16 protein-coding genes and 2 pseudogenes are annotated in these 19,720 nt (G+C 39.5%); 17 read left to right on the forward strand and 1 reads right to left on the reverse strand.

Going from position 1 to position 19,720, the window contains the following annotated elements; all coding sequences use genetic code 11:
* Positions 1 to 4 precede the first annotated feature (4 nt).
* The 5 genes from ACFX4L_RS10255 to ACFX4L_RS10275 all read left to right on the forward strand — a co-directional run bounded on the left by ACFX4L_RS10255 (position 5) and on the right by ACFX4L_RS10275 (position 5,482).
* Entirely contained in the window at positions 5 to 1,276 is a 1,272-nt protein-coding gene (locus ACFX4L_RS10255) for a peptidase (protein ID WP_377404984.1), read from the forward strand.
* Between the two features lie 80 nt (positions 1,277 to 1,356).
* The gene (ablB, locus tag ACFX4L_RS10260; protein ID WP_089364042.1) at positions 1,357 to 2,205 is read left to right on the forward strand and encodes a putative beta-lysine N-acetyltransferase; all 849 of its coding nucleotides are present in this window, start codon (positions 1,357 to 1,359) and stop codon (positions 2,203 to 2,205) included.
* Between the two features lie 82 nt (positions 2,206 to 2,287).
* Positions 2,288 to 3,673 (forward strand): sigma-54 interaction domain-containing protein, encoded by a 1,386-nt coding sequence (locus ACFX4L_RS10265; protein WP_377404988.1) that lies wholly within the window; start codon positions 2,288 to 2,290, stop codon positions 3,671 to 3,673.
* A gap of 122 nt (positions 3,674 to 3,795) precedes the next feature.
* Positions 3,796 to 5,199 carry a lysine 2,3-aminomutase gene (gene kamA, locus ACFX4L_RS10270; RefSeq protein ID WP_377404992.1) on the forward strand — a complete coding sequence of 468 codons (1,404 nt, stop codon included), beginning with the start codon at positions 3,796 to 3,798 and terminating at the stop codon, positions 5,197 to 5,199.
* 1 nt (position 5,200) lies between these two features.
* Entirely contained in the window at positions 5,201 to 5,482 is a 282-nt protein-coding gene (locus ACFX4L_RS10275) for a YokU family protein (RefSeq protein ID WP_089364039.1), read from the forward strand.
* A gap of 158 nt (positions 5,483 to 5,640) precedes the next feature.
* Here ACFX4L_RS10275 and ACFX4L_RS10280 read toward each other — a convergent pair.
* A pseudogene (locus ACFX4L_RS10280) lies at positions 5,641 to 6,673 on the reverse strand (amino acid permease).
* A 224-nt stretch (positions 6,674 to 6,897) separates the two neighbouring features.
* Between ACFX4L_RS10280 and qoxA the strand changes: the two are divergent.
* The 12 genes and pseudogenes from qoxA (at position 6,898) to ACFX4L_RS10340 (ending at position 19,702) form a co-directional block, all read left to right on the forward strand.
* Positions 6,898 to 7,839 (forward strand): cytochrome aa3 quinol oxidase subunit II, encoded by a 942-nt coding sequence (gene qoxA / locus ACFX4L_RS10285; protein ID WP_377381930.1) that lies wholly within the window; start codon positions 6,898 to 6,900, stop codon positions 7,837 to 7,839.
* A gap of 50 nt (positions 7,840 to 7,889) precedes the next feature.
* Positions 7,890 to 9,845 (forward strand): cytochrome aa3 quinol oxidase subunit I, encoded by a 1,956-nt coding sequence (gene qoxB, locus ACFX4L_RS10290; RefSeq protein ID WP_377381927.1) that lies wholly within the window; start codon positions 7,890 to 7,892, stop codon positions 9,843 to 9,845.
* Positions 9,836 to 10,432, forward strand: a complete 597-nt coding sequence (gene qoxC / locus ACFX4L_RS10295) for a cytochrome aa3 quinol oxidase subunit III (RefSeq protein ID WP_061463593.1) — start codon at positions 9,836 to 9,838, stop codon at positions 10,430 to 10,432. Before qoxB ends, qoxC begins: the two co-directional genes overlap by 10 nt.
* A gap of 2 nt (positions 10,433 to 10,434) precedes the next feature.
* Positions 10,435 to 10,722 (forward strand): cytochrome aa3 quinol oxidase subunit IV, encoded by a 288-nt coding sequence (gene qoxD, locus ACFX4L_RS10300; protein ID WP_061463592.1) that lies wholly within the window; start codon positions 10,435 to 10,437, stop codon positions 10,720 to 10,722.
* A gap of 830 nt (positions 10,723 to 11,552) precedes the next feature.
* Positions 11,553 to 11,998 (forward strand): annotated as a pseudogene (locus tag ACFX4L_RS10305) (lysine 2,3-aminomutase); the annotation flags it as partial.
* A 757-nt stretch (positions 11,999 to 12,755) separates the two neighbouring features.
* Positions 12,756 to 12,998, forward strand: a complete 243-nt coding sequence (locus tag ACFX4L_RS10310; protein WP_061463589.1) for a YozE family protein — start codon at positions 12,756 to 12,758, stop codon at positions 12,996 to 12,998.
* A 14-nt stretch (positions 12,999 to 13,012) separates the two neighbouring features.
* The gene (locus tag ACFX4L_RS10315) at positions 13,013 to 14,779 is read left to right on the forward strand and encodes an ATP-binding protein (RefSeq protein ID WP_377381922.1); all 1,767 of its coding nucleotides are present in this window, start codon (positions 13,013 to 13,015) and stop codon (positions 14,777 to 14,779) included.
* A gap of 175 nt (positions 14,780 to 14,954) precedes the next feature.
* On the forward strand, positions 14,955 to 15,662 hold the full coding sequence (locus tag ACFX4L_RS10320) for a hypothetical protein (RefSeq protein ID WP_061463587.1): 708 nt from the start codon (positions 14,955 to 14,957) through the stop codon (positions 15,660 to 15,662).
* Positions 15,663 to 15,836: 174 nt separating this feature from the next.
* Complete coding sequence (locus ACFX4L_RS10325; RefSeq protein WP_064505166.1) at positions 15,837 to 16,007, forward strand: YozD family protein; 171 nt, start codon at positions 15,837 to 15,839, stop codon at positions 16,005 to 16,007.
* A gap of 242 nt (positions 16,008 to 16,249) precedes the next feature.
* On the forward strand, positions 16,250 to 16,954 hold the full coding sequence (gene deoD, locus ACFX4L_RS10330; protein ID WP_061463586.1) for a purine-nucleoside phosphorylase: 705 nt from the start codon (positions 16,250 to 16,252) through the stop codon (positions 16,952 to 16,954).
* Between the two features lie 294 nt (positions 16,955 to 17,248).
* Entirely contained in the window at positions 17,249 to 18,706 is a 1,458-nt protein-coding gene (locus tag ACFX4L_RS10335) for a lmo1851 family serine protease (protein ID WP_284470449.1), read from the forward strand.
* Positions 18,707 to 18,814: 108 nt separating this feature from the next.
* On the forward strand, positions 18,815 to 19,702 hold the full coding sequence (locus ACFX4L_RS10340) for an LCP family protein (RefSeq protein ID WP_377381917.1): 888 nt from the start codon (positions 18,815 to 18,817) through the stop codon (positions 19,700 to 19,702).
* Positions 19,703 to 19,720: the final 18 nt, after the last annotated feature.

Genomic DNA, 19,720 nt, shown 5'->3' on the forward strand with positions numbered 1-19,720 from the left:
GAGAATGGATATGTATGAGGAAAAAATAAGAAAATGGTTGAATGATTCAAGGACGAATGGGATTCAGCTTTTGCAAAAGCTGGTTCAAGAACCGAGCAAAAGGGGGCAAGAAGGAAGTGCACAAGCCATAGTGGTCGAGAAGTGCAGACAACTGGGTCTTGAAATAGATCTATGGGAAATCGGGGATGAACAATTAAGGAAACATCCCCATTTTTATTGTGACCGCAGGGATTTTAAAGGGAATCCGAATCTTGTGGCTATTAAAAGAGGAACCGGCAAGGGGAAATCCCTCATTTTAAACGGCCATATTGATGTAGTTCCTGAAGGAGATCATGCAGCATGGCATGATGATCCGTATAGCGGCAAGTTAATGGGCGGAAAAGTGTTCGGGCGGGGAACGACAGATATGAAAGGCGGCAATGTTTCTTTATTGCTAGCCATTGAAGCGATTGTCGAATCTGGAATCCAATTAAAGGGGGATTTGATTTTTCAGAGTGTGATTGAGGAGGAAAGCGGTGGTGCCGGTACACTTGCGGCAGTCATCCGAGGGTACGAAGCTGATGGGGCAATCATTCCGGAGCCTACCAATATGAAACTATTTCCTTTACAGCAAGGTTCGATGTGGTTTCGACTGAAAATAAAGGGCAAGTCTGCACATGGAGGCACGAGGTATGAAGGAGTCAGTGCAATTGATAAATCGGTTAGTGTAATGAAAGAAATCAAGAGGCTTGAACAAGAACGGAATGAGTCACTCCGTCATTCACTCTATAAAAATGTACCCATCCCCATTCCGATCAACATAGGTAGCATTCAAAGTGGGAATTGGCCTTCTTCCGTGCCGGATATAGCCGTACTTGAAGGAAGATTCGGTGTCGCACCTAAAGAGACCATGGAAGAGGCACAGAAATCACTAATACAGCGAATAGATGCTTTAAACCAGAGTGATGAATGGTTCAAAGAAAAACCTATTGAATTAGAATGGTTTGGGGCCAGATGGCTCCCTGGCAATCTCGAAATGGATCATCCGCTTATGAAAACCATTGGCACATACTATGAAAAAGTGGTGGGGAAAGCCCCGCTTGTCGAAGCGTCCCCTTGGGCGACGGATGGAGGGTATCTTTCAGGGGTTGGTTCGACTCCCGTAGTTGTATTTGGACCAGGGGAAACGAAAATGGCACATGATTCCAACGAATATATAGAAGTGGATAAAATGATGGAGGTTGCAGAAATCATCGCATTGACCATAATTGAATGGTGTGGCGTGGAACCGCAATAATTATTTTCCCCGGGGTCTGATTCTAGAAGGGGTCAGGCCTTCTTTTACAATGATCGATTGATGTGAAAGGAGCGAGACAAATGGAGACGGGAATGATTGAAAAAAGAATTCAAAAGCAAAGGTGCACAATACATATCACGATCGACCAATTTAATAAGCGGGTCAGGGTTGATGATTATCTAGGTCATTTTCAGGAATGCGTAGAGGAGTCTCTGAAGGTGGCTAAAGGTATGTCAGCGGAGAAAATCATCTTCAAGTCACGCAAGGAAAACGTTCTGGAATTACTTGCCCAGGGCTTTTTATATGAAGGAAGCATTGATAAATTCTTTTTGGGAAGCGATTGTTTCTTCCTTGTTAAATATAAGAGGAATGAAAGGCGAAACAGTGAAGAATGGGAAAAGGAAGATCAAATCCTCTCGGATATTCAGAGTCTGCCGATAAAAACCGGACTAGATGATCCACCTTCAGCTTATCAAGGCCGTATGGCGGAAGTTACCGATGCACTTCAGCTGTCACAATTGTATGGGAAAGTCTTCGAAGTGTATCCTACTCCGATGAATGATCCGTCATATGTTAAAAAGTGCATGGAAAAGGGAACGGTTTTTTATGTTTTTGTTCATGAAGGGAGGATCGTCAGTGCTGCTTCCGCAGAAATTGATTCTTTTTATCATAATGCGGAAATCACTGATTGTGCAACATTGCCGGAACATCGGCAGTATGGTTTGATGAAACACTTGATTTCCGCACTAGAAGACTATCTTATTTCGCATGGGATTTTTTGTATCTATTCAATTGCCCGGTCGCTCTCATTCGGTATGAATGCTGCATTGCATCAGCATGGATACTCGTACCGCGGACGTTTGGCCAATAATTGTTATATCTTCGATAAACTGGAAGATATGAACCTTTGGGTGAAAAATTTTACTTGAATGCTCATTTTTAGGCGGTTCATGACAAGTTTTTGGCATTTCCTCATATACATCTAGGAATAAGGTCTAGAGGAGGGATATCTTGCCAAGTGAATTTTTTAATACAAGTGAAGTGTTGGAAGCGATATTAGAAACCATTGATGAAGGCATTCATGTGATAGATCCAAAAGGACAGACCATCTTTTATAACGGAGTGGCGGCCAATCATGATGGGATGAAAAGAAGTGAGGTGCTTGGAAAACCGTTGCTTGAAGCCTTCCCTTCTTTGAATCACAAATCATCGACATTACTCCGGGTCATTAAATCTGAAAAACCAATCTATAACCATAGTCAATCATATGTAAATGCACATGGGCGAATCATTGAGACGCTAAATACGACGCTCCCCATATATGTGGATGGGTTTATGATAGGTGCAATTGAAATTGCCAAGGATTATTCAAGCTTGAAGCAATTATCTGAAAGATTAGCTGACCTGGAAAGCTCGATCAAAACAATCAAAAGTCCTGAAAAAAAAACGCCTGGGAACGGCCGATTGTATTCTTTCACTGAAATCCTGACAAATGATACGGGGTTTAAAGGTTTGATATCACAAGGGAAAAAGGCTGCCCGCTCCTCTTCATCGGTATTGGTTTATGGGGAAAGTGGTGTAGGAAAAGAGCTTTTTGTTCAAAGCATCCACCAGGATTCGAGCCGCAGTAAAGAACCATTCATTGCGCAAAATTGTGCTGCCTTGCCAGAACATTTATTGGAATCTCTCCTATTCGGTACCGCTAAAGGAAGTTACACTGGTGCCATGGAACGCCAGGGATTGTTTGAATTAGCCAACGGCGGGACCTTGTTTTTGGATGAATTGCAATCGATGCCGATTGACTTGCAAGCAAAGCTTCTGCGTGTGCTTGAAGATGGATTCATAAGGAGGATAGGCGGTACAAAGAGTGTTCATGTGGATGTCAGGATCATGGCAGCGATGAATATAAATCCTATAAAGGCGGTATCGGAAAACAGGCTGAGGCCAGATTTATTTTACAGATTAAACGTATTGAGCTACGAGCTGCCTCCGCTAAAGGAACGGACTGATGACATACCCCTTCTTACAGAACATTTCATTTCCATTTTTAACAGTAAATTAGGACTGTCCATTAAGGGCATCGATGAGAAGGCAAAGGTTTTTTTTCAGGAATATCATTGGCCTGGAAACGTAAGGGAGCTAAAACATACGATTGAATTCATGATGAACCATACCGAGAAAGATGTTTTGAACATGGAAGATCTGCCCCAGTTTTTAAAAAAGCGTTCCCCTTCCTCATCAGAAAAAATAATTCCCCTTCGTGAGGCCATGATTGAAATGGAAACAAAATTGATTACCGAGGCCCTTCTTCAAACGAACGGAAATGTTTTTCAGGCATCGAGGCTATTGCAGATTCCAAGGCAGACCTTACAATATAAAATAAAAAAACATATTTGAATCTGAAACAACCGGATGCAGCCAGCTGTCCGGTTTTTTTTTTTAGGTGCCTTCGAATTTTGGTGTCATTTTGGCACACTTCTTGCATTTAATACTACTATCATAACTCAGGAGGTATAACCATGTTATTTGACTTATATAAGCCAGATCGCAATTGGAAAGATATAGAGCTCTGGAAAGATGTAACCGAAGAACAATGGAACAACTGGCTGTGGCAGCTTACGAATACGATCCGAACTGTTGATGATTTGAAAAAAGTGATAAACCTGACTCCGGATGAAGAGGAAGGTGTGAGGATTTCCATAAAAACCATCCCATTGAATATCACCCCATATTATGCTTCGTTAATGAATAAAGATGACCCAAGGTGTCCAATTAGAATGCAATCGGTTCCCATCTCGGAAGAAATGCATAAAACCAAATATGACATGGAAGACCCCCTTCATGAGGATGAGGACTCCCCTGTACCGGGACTGACCCATAGATATCCGGATCGTGTCCTTTTTTTGGTGACGAATCAGTGCTCCATGTACTGCCGTTATTGTACGAGAAGACGCTTTTCAGGCCAAATTGGAATGGGCGTGCCCAAAAAACAATTGGACGCTGCAATCGGTTATATACGTGACACACCGGCAGTTCGGGATGTCCTTATTTCCGGCGGTGACGGATTATTGATCAATGATACGATCCTTGAATATATCCTCAAAAATTTAAGGGAAATTCCTCATGTTGAAATAATCAGGATAGGTACACGGGCTCCGGTTGTTTTTCCTCAAAGAATCACTGGAAATTTATGTACCATTTTAAAAAAGTATCATCCGGTTTGGCTGAATACTCATTTCAATACCTCGATCGAAATTACCGAAGAGTCAAAGAAAGCATGTGAGATGCTTGCCGATGCAGGGGTACCTGTGGGTAATCAGGCCGTTATTTTAGCGGGGATAAATGACAGTGTCGCTATCATGAAAAAGCTGATGCATGACCTTGTCAAGATTCGGGTTCGACCTTACTATATTTATCAGTGCGATCTATCGGAAGGCATCGGTCATTTCAGGGCTCCCATATCAAAAGGGATTGAAATCATCGAGGGACTACGTGGCCATACATCCGGGTATGCCGTACCAACCTTTGTTGTCGATGCACCAGGGGGTGGCGGGAAAATCACATTACAACCGAATTATATCCTTTCACAATCACCGACAAAAACAGTGCTTCGTAATTTTGAAGGAGTGATTACAACATATCCCGAACCTGAGCATTACACACCAGGGCTTGCAGATGATTATTTCAAAGGGATATACCCTGAAATGGAAGAAAAACGGTCAGATATAGGAATTGCTGGTTTGATGAACGACAAGCAATTTAATTTGGTCCCTGAAGGACTGAAACGAATGAATCGACGGGAAAATTATGGGACCAACCCAGAGCATGCTTCATTGAAAAACCAGCGTGAAAAGAGAGATCTGTTAAAAGAAAAGAAATTCCAGGCACAGCAAAAAAAGAGCACTCCAAAGGGAGATGAATAGCATGGAGACGTGTCCATGGTGTGAGAAAGGGAAGCTTGCATCGGTAAAGGGGACGGTGTATTGGGAACTGCCGGATGGTTCGAGGGCTGTTGAAATTGATGAAACGCCATCGTTCCATTGTGATAATTGCCATGCGCTATTTCAGAGTGATGAAACGACTAAAGAGATTGAAGACCAGCTGTTTTTAATTGATACGAAACAGTTAGGGAAACAGACTACGTATGACGGGTTATTGAAGATGAAGCGGGTGTTAAAGCGGAATTATTTTGACTTTGGGGAATAACAAAATAATTAGAAGTTGCCTCATCTACTTTTTTTGGTGAGGTTTTTCTGTGCGCCCGGCGGTGCGGTCTATAGGTGCACATCTCGAACGGTGAAGGCATTAGTAGCGGTGGCTTTCCGTGGTGACGCGGAATTCTGAAGTGAATTGAGATGGATTATTTAGAAGCCCCTTTTGGAGAGGTCTTTTGAAATTTCTTCAATAAAACAACTAATTTTTATTTTCAAAATACGAAGAGCAGAAATAATAATGAAAGGCTAATTAACAAAATTAAGATCCATGCGGCTGTCGTAATGTTCTTGTAAATCTTACCAGGTAACAGCAACGCAGTGATAATAGTCACCGCCATCTGCGAGGTTCAAAAGGAGTGTTGTTACCCTAAATAAATGAAACGGTCATCGTTGAAAAACCAGCCAAGATAATAGTTGCGTTATTTATCCAGTGCCGTTACAAAAGGACTTTCCTTTTATTAAACGCCCCATGTGCAGCCATATAAACTGCAAGTCGGAGTGAAATGATATAAATCACCACTAGTACTATTAACATAATGATAACCGCTTGGGGAGCATCTTCCTTCATTTTAAGTCTCATGGCCATAAGTCCAATTACTTCTATTCCTCCATAATCGTAAAAGTCATAGATTAAGAATGACCAAAAACCTTTCCAACCTTTCGGGAAATAGTTCATTGACTAAAATTAGGCAACCCAGCATGTTTTACATCCCCGTGAATCCATCCGACACGGCAGCCGCTGCAAGAATAATAAAAATAACAATAGCCGCCGTTTTGATAACGGTCAGTAAATAAAACCCTCATTGCCGATTAAAACGACAATAATCGTGAGAATGGCGTATCCAGCTGCAAAGAGCCAAAGAGGAACATTTGGAAACCAAAATCTTGATAAGGTCGAAAGAGCCGTTAATTGGCCACCCAAAATGAGGATGTTTGAACTCCAATAGTTCCAGCCGCGCTAAATTTGACCCAACGCCCATAAGCTTTGTTTGCATAGTAGCAGAAAGATCCAACTTGAGGATCTTCAGCCGTCATTTTAGCTAATAAGCTGTATACAATATAGGTTCCAATAGCTGCGAAAAAAATCCAGTACAAATAGTGCAGCCAACCCCTATTAAGGACAATTGCACCTTTTTAAATTTTCTTCTTCACTACCCTTATTATGACCACTAGGAAAAAAAATCCATGCAGTAACTCCTCACATATTCAAATTCCTTTTCAAAGCAAGTAGGTATTTAGATTACCTGTTTCTCTGAACATTCTCTAATTGAATTCATACATATTCATCCCGCCTAAAAATGTAATTGTGAGAAATTACCATTCTTAATACGCATTTTTTGGGATAACTTCATTTTTTGTGGATAACTTAAAAATGAAATCTTAAATCTTAAATGAAAGGATACATATATGAAAACAAAATGGGTTTTATTTGCTATTCTTTCTTCCATAGTCAATCTGCTTTCTGGCTGTGAATCATTAGCGGTCTTAGATCCTAAAGGACCTCAAGCCCAAACGCAAGCCAATGTGATTTGGCTATCAATTGCGATCATGACGGTTATTGTTATTGTTGTTTGTGCTATTTTAGTCTTTGTGTTAGCGAAATACCGTGACTCTAAACTACCTAAAGATTATGAACCACCCTACATTGAAGGGAATCATGTTGTTGAATCGATTATTGTGGGGGTGCCAATTTTAATCGTCATTTTCTTCTCCGTTGTTTCTGTAATTTCCAACAATAAAGTGGAAGCCACTCCGGAAGGGTACAAAGGTCAAGATCCATTAGTTATTTACGCTTCGTCATCTGACTGGAAGTGGCATTTTAGTTATCCAGAAAACGATATCGAGACAATAAACTACTTGTATATTCCAACAAATCGACCACTTGAATTTAAACTTTATTCATTCGGACCTATCACGAGTTTCTGGATTCCACAACTTGGCGGTCAAAAATATGCCATGTCTAACATGGTGACCACATTACACTTAGCAGCGGACGAATCAGGGGAAATGATGGGACGAAATGCAAACTTTAGTGGGAAAGGCTTCGCAGAAAATACGTTCCACGTCGAAGCGATATCTCAAGATAAGTTTGATGAATGGGTAAAGGAAGTTAAAGAAACTGCGAATCCTATTACTGAAGTAAGATTCAATGAATTATTAAAACCGGGTCATGAGGGACAGTTAACGTTTACTGGAACACATTTAGGCTTCTCACCAGCTCCAGAAGGTGAAAATGCTGGACATCATCATGGCTCAAGTGACTCTAACGCGAATTCAAAAGGTGAACATATGGAGCATGATCATAAGTCAAGTAATAGTGAAGAAAAATCAGCACACAATCATGAATAATTTCTTAGTCTATCTCAAGAAAAATATTTTCAGAAAGGAAACACAATAGTATGGGTTTTTTCTCTAGATTTCTTATACCTAATCCTAGTCCCGTTCTTTACTCATCAATGGTGGCCATTGGTGTTACTGTTCTCTTGATCATTGTTGGTTTAACCCACTTTAAAAAATGGTTTTATTTATGGAGTGGCTGGCTAACAACAGTCGATCATAAAAGAATAGGTATTATGTATCTAATATCTGCTTTGTTGATGCTATTTCGTGGTGGGGTAGATGCTGTGATGATGCGTGCGCAACTTGCCGTACCGGATAACAAATTATTAGATTCACAGCACTATAATGAAATTTTTTCAACACACGGGGTTGTGATGATTCTCTTTATGGCGATGCCGTACATTATGGCCTTAATGAATTTCGTAGTGCCATTACAAATTGGAGCCCGAGATGTAGCATTCCCACGTTTAAATGCCATAAGTTTCTGGTTATTTTTTATGGGTGCGATGCTATTCAACATCTCTTTTGTAATTGGTGGTTCGCCTGATGCAGGGTGGACATCTTATTTCCCGCTTGCAGGTAATGAATTTAGCCCGCATGTTGGAACGAATTATTATATGATTGGTATTCAGATAGCCGGAATAGGTACATTAATGACGGGGATTAACTTTTTGACGACTATTCTTAAAATGAGAGCACCCGGTATGACATTAATGAAAATGCCAATGTTTACATGGTCTGCTTTAGTCACAAGCATTATTATCATTTTCGCATTCCCTGTATTAACAGTGGCGCTGATCATGGGAACAATGGATCGACTATTCGCAACCAAGTTTTTCACAATGACTGATGGCGGTATGGATATGCTTTGGGCTAACCTGTTCTGGGTTTGGGGACATCCTGAAGTATATATCTTAATCTTGCCTGCATTTGGTCTATTTAGTGAGATTATCCCAACCTTTTCACGGCGTAACCTATATGGCTATCGATCAATGGTTGCTTCAATGGTATTTATCTCTATATATTCATTCTTCGTTTGGACGCACCATTTCTTTACAATGGGGCAAGCAGCATATGTTAATAGTATTTTCTCGATTACAACGATGGTCATTGCTATTCCGACTGGAATCAAGATCTTTAACTGGTTGTTCACGATGTGGAAAGGTAGAATCAGATTTACCGTACCTATGCTTTATTCAATAGGTTTCATACCTCTTTTCACAATCGGTGGAGTTACCGGGGTTATGCTTGCGATGTCAGCGGCGGATTATCAATACCATAATACAATGTTTTTAGTAGCTCACTTCCACAATGTCATTATTCCGGGTGTAGTATTTGCTGTGCTTGGTGCCGGAACTTACTACTGGCCGAAAATGTTTGGTTTCATGTTGAATGAAAGGATTGGGAAATGGGCGTTCTGGTTTCTAACCATTGGTTTTTGCTTAGCATTCTTCCCTATGTATATCACTGGTTTAGATGGTCAAGCACGTCGTATATACACATACTCTGAATCGACTGGATTTGGACCATTGAATATGATTTCGTTTATCGGGGCAGCTTTAATGGCAATCAGCTTTGTATTAATCGTATATACGATTTATTATAGCATTCGCCATGCTCCAAGAGATGTTAGTGATGATCCGTGGGATGCACGTTCCCTTGAATGGGCTACTCATAACCCCGTACCAGAATATAACTTTGCTATTATTCCACAAGTGAACTCAAGGGAAACGTTTTGGGATGCTAAATATAAGGGTCATGAATTATTCAAGGGTGACTATGAAAAAATTCATATGCCCAATAACACCGGCGGACCGTTTATCATGTCCTGCATCTTCTTTGTCTTTGGGTTTGCGTTAGTATTCAGCATCTGGTTTCTTGCGATTATTGGGTTAATCGGTATCTTTGTTTGCATGGCTTATCGTTCATTCGAAATAGATCATGGGCATTACATTTCTGTAGAAGAAATTAAAGAGACAGAAGCAAAATTTGGGGGTGTTAGTAAATGGAAATAGATCACTCGCAACCTCTTGAATATAGTACGGAACAAAATCGTCTAAATATTTTAGGCTTCTGGATTTTCCTTGGAGCCGAAATTATGCTTTTTGGAACACTCTTTGCATCATATTTTACATTAGTTGATCGTACGGGTAACGGTCCTATTGGAGCAGAAATTTTTGAAATCACTCCAGTACTTGCTGAAACATTTTTGCTCTTAACAAGCAGTTTTGTCATCGGGCTTGGAATTCATGCAATGCGACTTGGCAACAAGAAAGCCATGTTGACATTCTTCGTAATCACTCTTCTTCTTGGAGTAGGATTCATAGGATTTGAAATTACTGAGTTCATTACCTATTATCGCGAAGGAGCTACACTGCAAACTAGTGCATTTACATCGATGCTTTTTACAACATTAGGGACACATGGAGCACATGTTACATTAGGACTTTTCTGGGGGTCATTCATTATCCTTCAAGTGAAAAACCGCGGATTGACACCTGAAACAGCCAATAAATCCTTCATTTTTTCTCTTTACTGGCATTTCCTGGATATCGTTTGGATCTTCATCTTCACCTTTATCTACATGAAAGGAATGACATAAACATGAAGGAATTTTTCCCGGCTAAACAAGTATGGGGTTTTGTATTTTCATTGATTTTGACGGTTGTAGCTCTTTTGGTTTACTTCTTCAATATGTCAAAAGCAACAGGCATGACGATTTTTATATTGACAGCATTCATACAAGCAGCTGTTCAACTAGTTGTGTTTATGCACGCTCGAGAAACTGATGATAGCAAATCAATTTTTATGACTCTATATTGCGCTATATTCCTAGCTCTAATTACTGTCTTCGGTACAATATTATGTATGATCTGGGGTTGGAGTTATTGATATGAAACAGTTGGGAAACAGAAGGCGAATGATGAGTAATTGAAGTTGGAGATAGGGACAATGAGCCATGAATAGGGAAAAGTTTAGAATGCACTATCACAATATAACTGCTGATAAATTCCAATTTTTAAAAAGCGACCTTCATTTAAAGGGTATGGCTTTTGTATTCCCTTTTAAGGTTATTTCCAACGTTTAAACATTCTCGCTATTCAAATTAAATAATACACTCTACTCTAATGGATGCATTGTTATTTTAGTATTTGTATTTAATGTTTTGCTTATGGAATCTAACTAATGGGGGTCTTTAGTGACAGAAACAACCGATTTGCTGGGGGAAATAGCCACTGATAGTGCTTGGGGAAAAGTAATAGCAAGGTGTTTGATGTAAAGGGTATTAAAAAGAAATTCCTATTTCTCCAGATGCAATGAAAGCTTATCAAGAACTTCATCGTGAAAATCCTACTCGTGAGTTATATGTTCTTCATACTAATCGTAAGAACCCCAATATCAAAAAATGTGTAGGTGTAAGGCGATAGTGAAAAGACTGGATTTATTACAGCAAATAAAAGCAATAAATAATATGGAAAAACTAACAATAGGTCCAATTGAAAGGCAAGTAGAGATGATTATTCTATACTTGCCTTTTAATTTATATGTACTCACTTATAAAGTAAGTTAAACAATAGCTAAGTTCTTTTTGTTTATTAAAGTAACAGATGGTGCTAGCAAAATAACTAAGGAATCTGTTGAACAACCGTGTGTCTTTTGGCTTCTTTTCGCATGTTTTCTTTAGATAAGACACACATCCCATACTTACAATAAAAAACGGCGTCCCTACATTCGTTTTGATGCTCCAGTGGGAGAGGGAAAATCACACTGCAGCCGAATTATATCCTTTCACAATCTCCAACAAAAACGGTGCTGCGAAATTTTGAAGGTGCGATAACAACATATCCTGAACCTGAGCATTATACTCCTGGACTTGCGGATGATTATTGGGGTATATCCTGATATGGAAGATAAACGATCAGATATAGGTGTATTCGGTTTAATGAACGACAAGCAATTCAATTTAGTGCCTGAAGGACTGAAACCTATGCATCGACGTGAAAATTACGTGACTAACCCAGAGCATGCTTCATTGAAAAACCAGCTTGGAAAGAGAGATATGTTAAAAGAAGAGAAATTCCAGGCACAGCAAAAAAGAGCACTCCAAAGGGAGATGAATATCATGGAGATGTGTCCATGGTGTGAGAAAGGGAGCTTGCATCGGTAAAGGGGACGGTGTATTGGGAACTGATTCGAAACAGTTTGAAACAAACGAAGTACAGTGAGCTAATGAACATGAAATGGCTGTTGAAACTTAACTACTTTGACTTTTAGAATGGCTCTTTTCGTAAAGATTGTTGTTTTTAAAACGAAACTATTTAAGGTTGATTGGAGAGGAAGTGCGAGACTCCTGCGGGAGCAGAGGGACAGGTGAGACCCCACAGGCGTTTACGCCGAGGAGGCTCACCGCCCGCCCCGCGGAAAGCGAGCATCTGGAGGGGAAATCAACCACAACTCACTACCTGATAAATAGCAACAAAGTATGTGAAAACAGCCTTTAGAATAAAGGATAAATTACCAATCCCCTCATTTTAGGCAGAAAAAGCGTAAATCGCTTTTTCTATCTTTGATGAAGGGGATTTTCCCAATCACTAAAAGTAAACAATCGGGTCATTGAATATTTGAAGTAATACCGCCCATTATGCGGCATGAATGACCATGCTTTTAATGATGAACATAAAAGGCTAAAGCGTGAATGAGTACAAAAAATTTCCCGTCTTTACAAGGATGGAATTAATAAGGAATGAGAAGGATATTTATATTGTATTTTCAGCTTATATCGAATGCGGTTCTTGTAGAAAAATCGTATATTTTTATAAATTGAGGAAGAAAAAACCAAATTGATTTCTAAAAAAGTGGACGGAAGCGAAAGTTTCCGATATATTAAAGCAGAAATCATAGTTATTTTAGGGGGGCTCGACATTATGAGACCATTTTATTTATATTTAATGAAATTTCGACAACCAAAGGAAATTGATTCAATCACTAAATTTGCCAATCATGCCTATCAGGATCATGGCTTTCCAAAACAGTCGACTGATTATAATGAAGTGAGCAGTTATTTAGAATTGAATGCAGACTATCTCGAAAGTATGTCAGTATTCGATCATGCATGGGAACAATATGTCCAAATAGAAGAAGGACTCCTATTGGGAGATCAGGAATAGGGAGGATCGGAAGGATGCTTAAAAGCCTTCAAACCCGAATTTTGCTTTATTCTTTACTTATAGCAAGTGTTCCTGTTCTGATATTGGGAATCATATCCTATGAATCACAACGGTCCCTGCTGGAAAAGGAAGCAAAAAATGCCTTGAATGCAGGTTCGATGAATATTGTAAATGAAGCATATAGCTATTTGAACGAACGGATCAGTGATGTGAAGTTAATGAGTACGAATTCGGTAATCATCAATCCTGACTCTTCAAAAGAAGAGAAGTCAGTTGAACTAAAAAAGTTTATCGATGCAAAAGGAAATTATTACGGTGTCTTGCATTTGGATATGGAAGGCAATGTCATTGCAGATACCTCCAATAAAATGATCGGGGATAACCTCGCGAAGAGAATATGGTTCAAAGAGGCCAAAGAAGGTCATGAATTCCTTTCTGACGTATATAAAACCCAGGCTTACTCAGAACCCATAATTGCTTTAAGTGCGCCGGTATATGATAGTACAGGGAAGATGACCGGTGTTGTGTCTCCAGCTTTCCGGTTGGAAGGGCTTTGGGAGATGATGGAGAAAAAGGCTAATGAAATTAGCGATAAATACCCAGTGGACTTATTCATGATTAATCAGGACGGTACCATGATTTCGAAAAAAAAACCACATGGCGTCATTCAGGATTCAGCCTTGGAGGAAATGGGATTAACGAAGGAACAACTGATGGAAGCTTCGTTATCGGATGAATTGTACAGTGCAGAGAATGGGGAAAAAATCCATTCTATCCAGCCTGTCCATACGATAGCACAAACGGAGAATAAGTGGTTTGTTGTTGTTGGGGCAGATAAGAAACAGGTGTTTCAGCCTTTGAATGACCTTTTATCACGGTATCTGACCATATACAGCATCGTATTTGTTTCTATCATTCTGGCAGTCTATTTACTTACAAAGACTCTTGTGCGTCCAGTTCAAGATCTTGTCGAAGCGACTGAAGATTTCATTGAAGGGAAGGAATTCGTCGTTTCCCATAAAAGAAGCTTCGAAGAAATGGAAAAATTGAATCTCGCCTTTCTAAGAATGATGGAAACGATAGAAGATCGTGAAAAGGAAATCGTCCGTACAGAAAAATTAAAATATGTTGGCCAGCTTGCTGCCGGGGTCGCCCATGAAATCAGGAACCCGCTGACGACAATAAAGGGCTTTTTCCAACTATTGAAGAGCCAGGATCATGATAAAACATTAATAGAAAAATATAGTGATGTCATGCTGCATGAAGTTGATCGGGTCAATGTATTCGTGACACAACTTCTTGATTTGGCTAAACCTCATCAATTAGAATGGGAGAAAATAGATTTAAAAGATTTCCTTGATGAAATTATAGATACCTATACTTCTTCAATTCCTAGTTCTCCTGTAAAATTAATTAATGGAGTGACACAATCCGTCTTTGTTTATTCAGACAAAAACCGGTTAAGACAGGTCCTCTTGAATGTCCTGAATAATTCTTCTGAAGCTATCGAAGCAAAAGGCCAGATTGAACTACACCTGACTGCCGTGTCCCAATATGTAAAATTAATGATCAGAGATGATGGAAAAGGCATCAGTCCCGAGAATTTTAAAAAAATCGGCATGCCCTTTTATACCACTAAACCTGATGGAAACGGCTTAGGTGTAGCGACCTGCATCCAGATAATGGAGGAATTAAAAGGGAGATTCCAAATTGAGAGCGTTTACGACGAAGGAACGAAAGTGACGCTCATAATCCCTACTACGAACCGTCTCATAAAATGAGACGGCTTTTTGGTTGTAGTAAAATAATGTACAGGGTTTTTCATTCCTCTTTAATAAAATGGCAAGTTACTTATCTAAATGAGCAAAATGCCCTCTCTTTTCCATTAACCTCCATGTTTGTTTGTGCATATAATTTACTAATCAACGATAAGGACCATATTGGGGGATGTCTCTTATGGGCAAAAAAAAACAGCCGAAATATAAATTAGGCGATACAGTCGTAATAACAATGTATGGGACAGTCGGGAAAATAACCGATGTCAAATTTCTCGATGGTGCTTATGTGTATGAAGTGAACTATAGTGAAGGTCTTTATATCGAAAAAACATTGCAATCCATAAATGAATATGAAGGAGAAATCCTTTATCAAAAAGAACAAATCGATATTGAATATAAATATTTATTAGGTGACTTAGTCCAGGTAGATGGATATGAACAGGATTATTTCAAGATAATCGGTTATCGAACGGAGATTTGGCGCTATAAGGAAAATGCCTGGGAGGATGTAATCTATGAGTTATCAAGAATCTCGGATGGTGAATGGCTTGAAGCGCATGAAGAAGAACTGACTTTGATAGCCGATGCTAAACGTGCAGATGGGATCATTAAAAAGTTAGGACTGCTCCTTTCTAAAAAGAATAATGAGCTTGCTATCATTGCTAAACAAAACAACCCTGGTAAAGGTGAGCGAGAAATGACAATGACAAAAAATGAAAAAAAGGAAATGATTGATGGACTGTTGGATTTATATAATGATTATTGTAAGCTCTATGAACATTTTGGCGATGATGAATATCGTCATATCATGAAGATTGCCCTTGCTAAAATTGAAAAAGCGGCAGAGGAAATTTACCCAGATCATAAAAAAAAGCAAACGAAGTGAAAAGTATGCCAAACTTTTAAAGGGTCAATTTCCAAGTTTCTTAAAAAACCATATAATTGGCCGAGAAGGGACCATGGTAAATGTAGGTCCTTAAAATGATTTTCCATAATGGAATGCCTTACTGGAATATTTGTCTCTACACACTCATAGACCTTTAATTAAGGGGGCGATGATTTGCGAGAAATTGAGGTTTTTATTGATACAGAAGAGATAGCGGAATTCTTTTTTCAAGAATTGATAAGACGGGGCTATCTTCCAACAGAAGCTGAAGTTGAAGATCTTGCTGACATCACATTCGAGTATCTTCTTGAAAAATGCATAATTGATGAAGAAGTCGATGAGTAACCTGTCATACGACGGTTAGCAGCTTCCTTTCCCTTAATTTTAAAAACCATTAAAAAAAGACGGCGGACCTCCGCCGTTTTGTTTGCAATTTAGAAGAGGGTGCCAAAAGCCTTTTCTTGATTACCAGTTTTCCTTATCTTTTAAGTCTCTAGGATAAGGTTCAATTTTCCTAACTTGTGGCTGATATGGTATAGTAGTTTTTGAATATCATTTCAACCACAAGTTAAGGAGGACATAGTTGTATGAGCGTACATATTGGTGCAAAAGAAAATGAAATTGCGGAAACGGTCTTACTTCCTGGGGATCCGTTGCGTGCAAAATATATTGCTGAAACATTTTTAGAAGATGCTAAACTTTACAATGAAGTTCGTAACATGTTTGGATATACAGGAACGTATAAAGGGAAACGAATTTCTGTCCAAGGCACAGGCATGGGTGTCCCATCCATTTCCATCTACGTAAATGAATTGATGAACAGCTATAATGTCCAGAAACTGATTCGTGTGGGAACTGCAGGGGCCATTCAAAAAGATGTAAAAGTCAGGGATGTAATCCTTGCGATGAGTGCTTCCACCGATTCCCAAATGAACCGTATGACTTTCGGAGGAGTGGACTTTGCCCCAACCGCGGATTTCGATTTACTAAGAAAAGCTTATGATGCGGGTACAGCTAAGGGCTTGCAATTGAAGGTCGGCAATGTATTTACGGCCGATCAGTTTTATAACGATAATAGTGAATTGGAAAAATGGGCAAAATACCAAATCCTTGCGATAGAAATGGAATCAGCAGCCCTATACACGCTTGCTGCTAAATTTGGCCGCCAAGCTTTATCTGTATTAACCATTTCCGATCACATCTTAACCGGTGAGGAAACATCGTCGGATGAGCGCCAGTCAACTTTTAACGAAATGGTTGAAGTGGCATTGGAAGCAGCTATCCAAGACTGATAATTGGCTGTGTTACGGCGGGTGACCAGGAATAAGTGATGCTGGATAATGAAAGTTGGGATAGAGGCTCATTCATTCCTTGGTATCCGCATTTTTGTAATGTCGAGGCTCATTCAGGAATTGCCTGGGTGTCCTTAGTGTTCCATTTGATTTACCGTTTACTGAGGGTTAAAAAAATACATATGATCATAAGTTGTTATTTTTGATAACAATTATTTTTCGATTGGCATGAAAGCTGATAAAATAGAATGAAATCGTTTATATCGTCATGAAGAATGAAAGTGGTGAGGCTAAGTGGAAGAAGAAAATCAAAAACAGCCAAAAGAGGCAGGGAAATTCATTAAAATAAAGAAGTTTACGTTCATTATGGGGATTTTCTTAGTCATATTTCTAACAGCAGGGATTACTACAATAGCCTTGACCTTTGGAGATGAAAAAGTAGAGTCATTAGCACCTGATAAACATGCGGAATTTGAAAAGCTGTATTCTACATACGATACAATAAAGGGTAATTACTATGAAAAGATTGATCAAGACAAGCTGGTTGACGGGGCAATTAATGGAATGATTAAATCATTGGATGACCCTTACTCTGCATATATGGATAAAAAGGAAGCATCTAGTTTCCATGAGAGCATCTCTTCATCTTTTGAAGGAATCGGTGCAGAGATTCAGGAGCAAGATGGAAAAATCATGGTCGTCTCACCAATAAAAGGGTCCCCAGCAGAAAAAGCAGGGGTAAAGCCGAATGATATCATTTTGAGTGTGAACGGTAAAAGCGTTGAAGGACTAAGCTCTTCTGAAGCTGTCCTGAAAATCAGGGGCAAAAAGGGTACGAAAGTGGATTTGTCCATCTCAAGAGCTGGTGAGTCGGAACCGATTGAGCTCACGATTAAACGTGATACAATTCCGATTGAAACAGTTTATGCGGAAATGCTTGATGATGGAGTTGCAAAAATTCAAGTGACCAGTTTTTCCGAACATACAGTCCAAGAGCTGAAAACGTCGCTTGAAGAGATGTCGAAGAAGGATATGAAGGGTCTGGTATTGGATTTGCGAGGAAACCCAGGGGGACTGCTTGACCAAGCAATAGAAATGGCAAGCCTGTTCATACCTAATGGGAAAGTGGTCCTTCAAGTTGAGGATCGCAACGGGAAAAAAGAAGTCTATAAATCGAAGAATGATGGAGAGCTGAAGATACCGGTAGTCGTGTTGATTGATGATGGCAGTGCCAGCGCTTCTGAAATTGTTGCGGCCGCTGTCAGTGAATCTGCGGACATTCCTTTGATCGGTGTCAAATCATTTGGAAAAGGGACTGTGCAGACTGCCCAAGACTTTGATGATGGGTCTAACTTCAAATATACGGCAGCCAAATGGTTGACTCCTAAAGGCAATTGGATTCATAAGAAAGGGATCAAGCCGGATATTACTGTGAAGCTTCCTGACTATGCCAGCCTTCCGTACATTTCGCCTGATAAGGAATTGAAAGCATCTGATTCCTCCAGTGAAGTGAAAGCAGCCGAAGAGATGCTGAAGGTAGCAGGCCATGATCCTGGTAAGATAGATGGATTCTTTGATGAAGCAACTACAAATGCGGTTAAAGCGTTCCAAAGGGAACAAAAAATTAAAGAAACTGGTACCATCAAAGATGATACTACCGTGAAATTGATGCAGGTCATACGGGAAAAAATACTAAAAAACGACACACAAGTGAAAAAAGCGGTTGAAGTATTAAAGAAAGAAATCAAATAAATGGAAAAGCCTGTCAGCGATTATCGATGGCAGGCTTTTTTGTCGTTCAATGAATAGTATTCCAATATAAGGTAAAAGATATGGTTAATTTTCCGATGAGGTGAGGTAATGAAAGAAAAGGTACTGTTCATATATCTAATGGTCTGGATTCTGGCAGGTTGCACCTATGCGCCTTTACCCAAACAAAATGGAAATGCAGGTACGGAAAAAAAGATAACCAAAGAAATGATCCAAGAAGGCGTGAAAACATTTCTGTTAATTGGTGTTGATTCTCGCGGGGAGGAAAAATCTCGATCAGATGCGATTATACTGGCAAAATACTTTCCAGAGCAGGAAAAACTAAAGCTGGCTTCCATTATGCGTGATAGTTATGTGAAAATCCCTGGGGATAAATCAGCATATAACAAAATAAATGCTGCTTATTATTATGGTGGAAAGGAGCTGCTAAAGAAAACCATTCAGGAAAACCTTGATGTCAAGGTCGATCATGTTGCAGTAATTGACTTTCAGGGATTTGTGAAGATGGTGGATTTGCTTGCCCCTGAGGGGGTAGTGGTGGATGTGGATCAGGAAATTATTGATGATATGAGTATTCAAGCAAGCGTTGGTAAAAATGTTTTACATGGTGAGGAAATATTGAAATATGTCCGTTTTAGACATGACGATGAAAGTGATTTTGGAAGGGTAGAGCGTCAACAGGAAGTATTGGTTCAATTAAAATCAGCGTTTATAAATCAAATCTCGTCCTTCGAAGGTATAGCGGCCCTTCCTAGTATAATCGAACAAGGACTTTCCTATTTAAATACTGATATTGGGGTGAAAACGATAATGGAAATGGGTCCAGAAGCCGTCTTCCATACACCGGACACCGTTGAAACTCTAAGGATCCCCGTAGAAGGAAGCTATAAAGATGAAATATATCCCCATACCGGAGCCGTGTTGGAAATGGACTATACTAAAAATAAGAAGGCACTTCAAGAATTTTTTACAAAATAAGAATAACTATTCATCATT

It is taken from the genome of Peribacillus sp. YIM B13482 (genome assembly GCF_042787975.1).
Taxonomy (GTDB): Bacteria; Bacillota; Bacilli; order Bacillales; family DSM-1321; genus Peribacillus; species Peribacillus simplex_A.

Bases quoted from the DNA above. Each gene is read 5' to 3' on its own strand.
- ACFX4L_RS10320 (WP_061463587.1), top strand. From the start codon at position 14,955: ATGGGCAAAAAAAAACAGCCGAAATATAAATTAGGCGATACAGTCGTA.
- qoxB (WP_377381927.1), top strand. From the start codon at position 7,890: ATGGGTTTTTTCTCTAGATTTCTTATACCTAATCCTAGTCCCGTTCTT.
- ACFX4L_RS10340 (WP_377381917.1), top strand. From the start codon at position 18,815: ATGAAAGAAAAGGTACTGTTCATATATCTAATGGTCTGGATTCTGGCA.
- deoD (WP_061463586.1), top strand. From the start codon at position 16,250: ATGAGCGTACATATTGGTGCAAAAGAAAATGAAATTGCGGAAACGGTC.
- ACFX4L_RS10310 (WP_061463589.1), top strand. From the start codon at position 12,756: ATGAGACCATTTTATTTATATTTAATGAAATTTCGACAACCAAAGGAA.
- ACFX4L_RS10315 (WP_377381922.1), top strand. From the start codon at position 13,013: ATGCTTAAAAGCCTTCAAACCCGAATTTTGCTTTATTCTTTACTTATA.
- qoxC (WP_061463593.1), top strand. From the start codon at position 9,836: ATGGAAATAGATCACTCGCAACCTCTTGAATATAGTACGGAACAAAAT.
- ACFX4L_RS10255 (WP_377404984.1), top strand. From the start codon at position 5: ATGGATATGTATGAGGAAAAAATAAGAAAATGGTTGAATGATTCAAGG.
- kamA (WP_377404992.1), top strand. From the start codon at position 3,796: ATGTTATTTGACTTATATAAGCCAGATCGCAATTGGAAAGATATAGAG.
- qoxA (WP_377381930.1), top strand. From the start codon at position 6,898: ATGAAAACAAAATGGGTTTTATTTGCTATTCTTTCTTCCATAGTCAAT.
- ACFX4L_RS10275 (WP_089364039.1), top strand. From the start codon at position 5,201: ATGGAGACGTGTCCATGGTGTGAGAAAGGGAAGCTTGCATCGGTAAAG.
- ablB (WP_089364042.1), top strand. From the start codon at position 1,357: ATGGAGACGGGAATGATTGAAAAAAGAATTCAAAAGCAAAGGTGCACA.
- qoxD (WP_061463592.1), top strand. From the start codon at position 10,435: ATGAAGGAATTTTTCCCGGCTAAACAAGTATGGGGTTTTGTATTTTCA.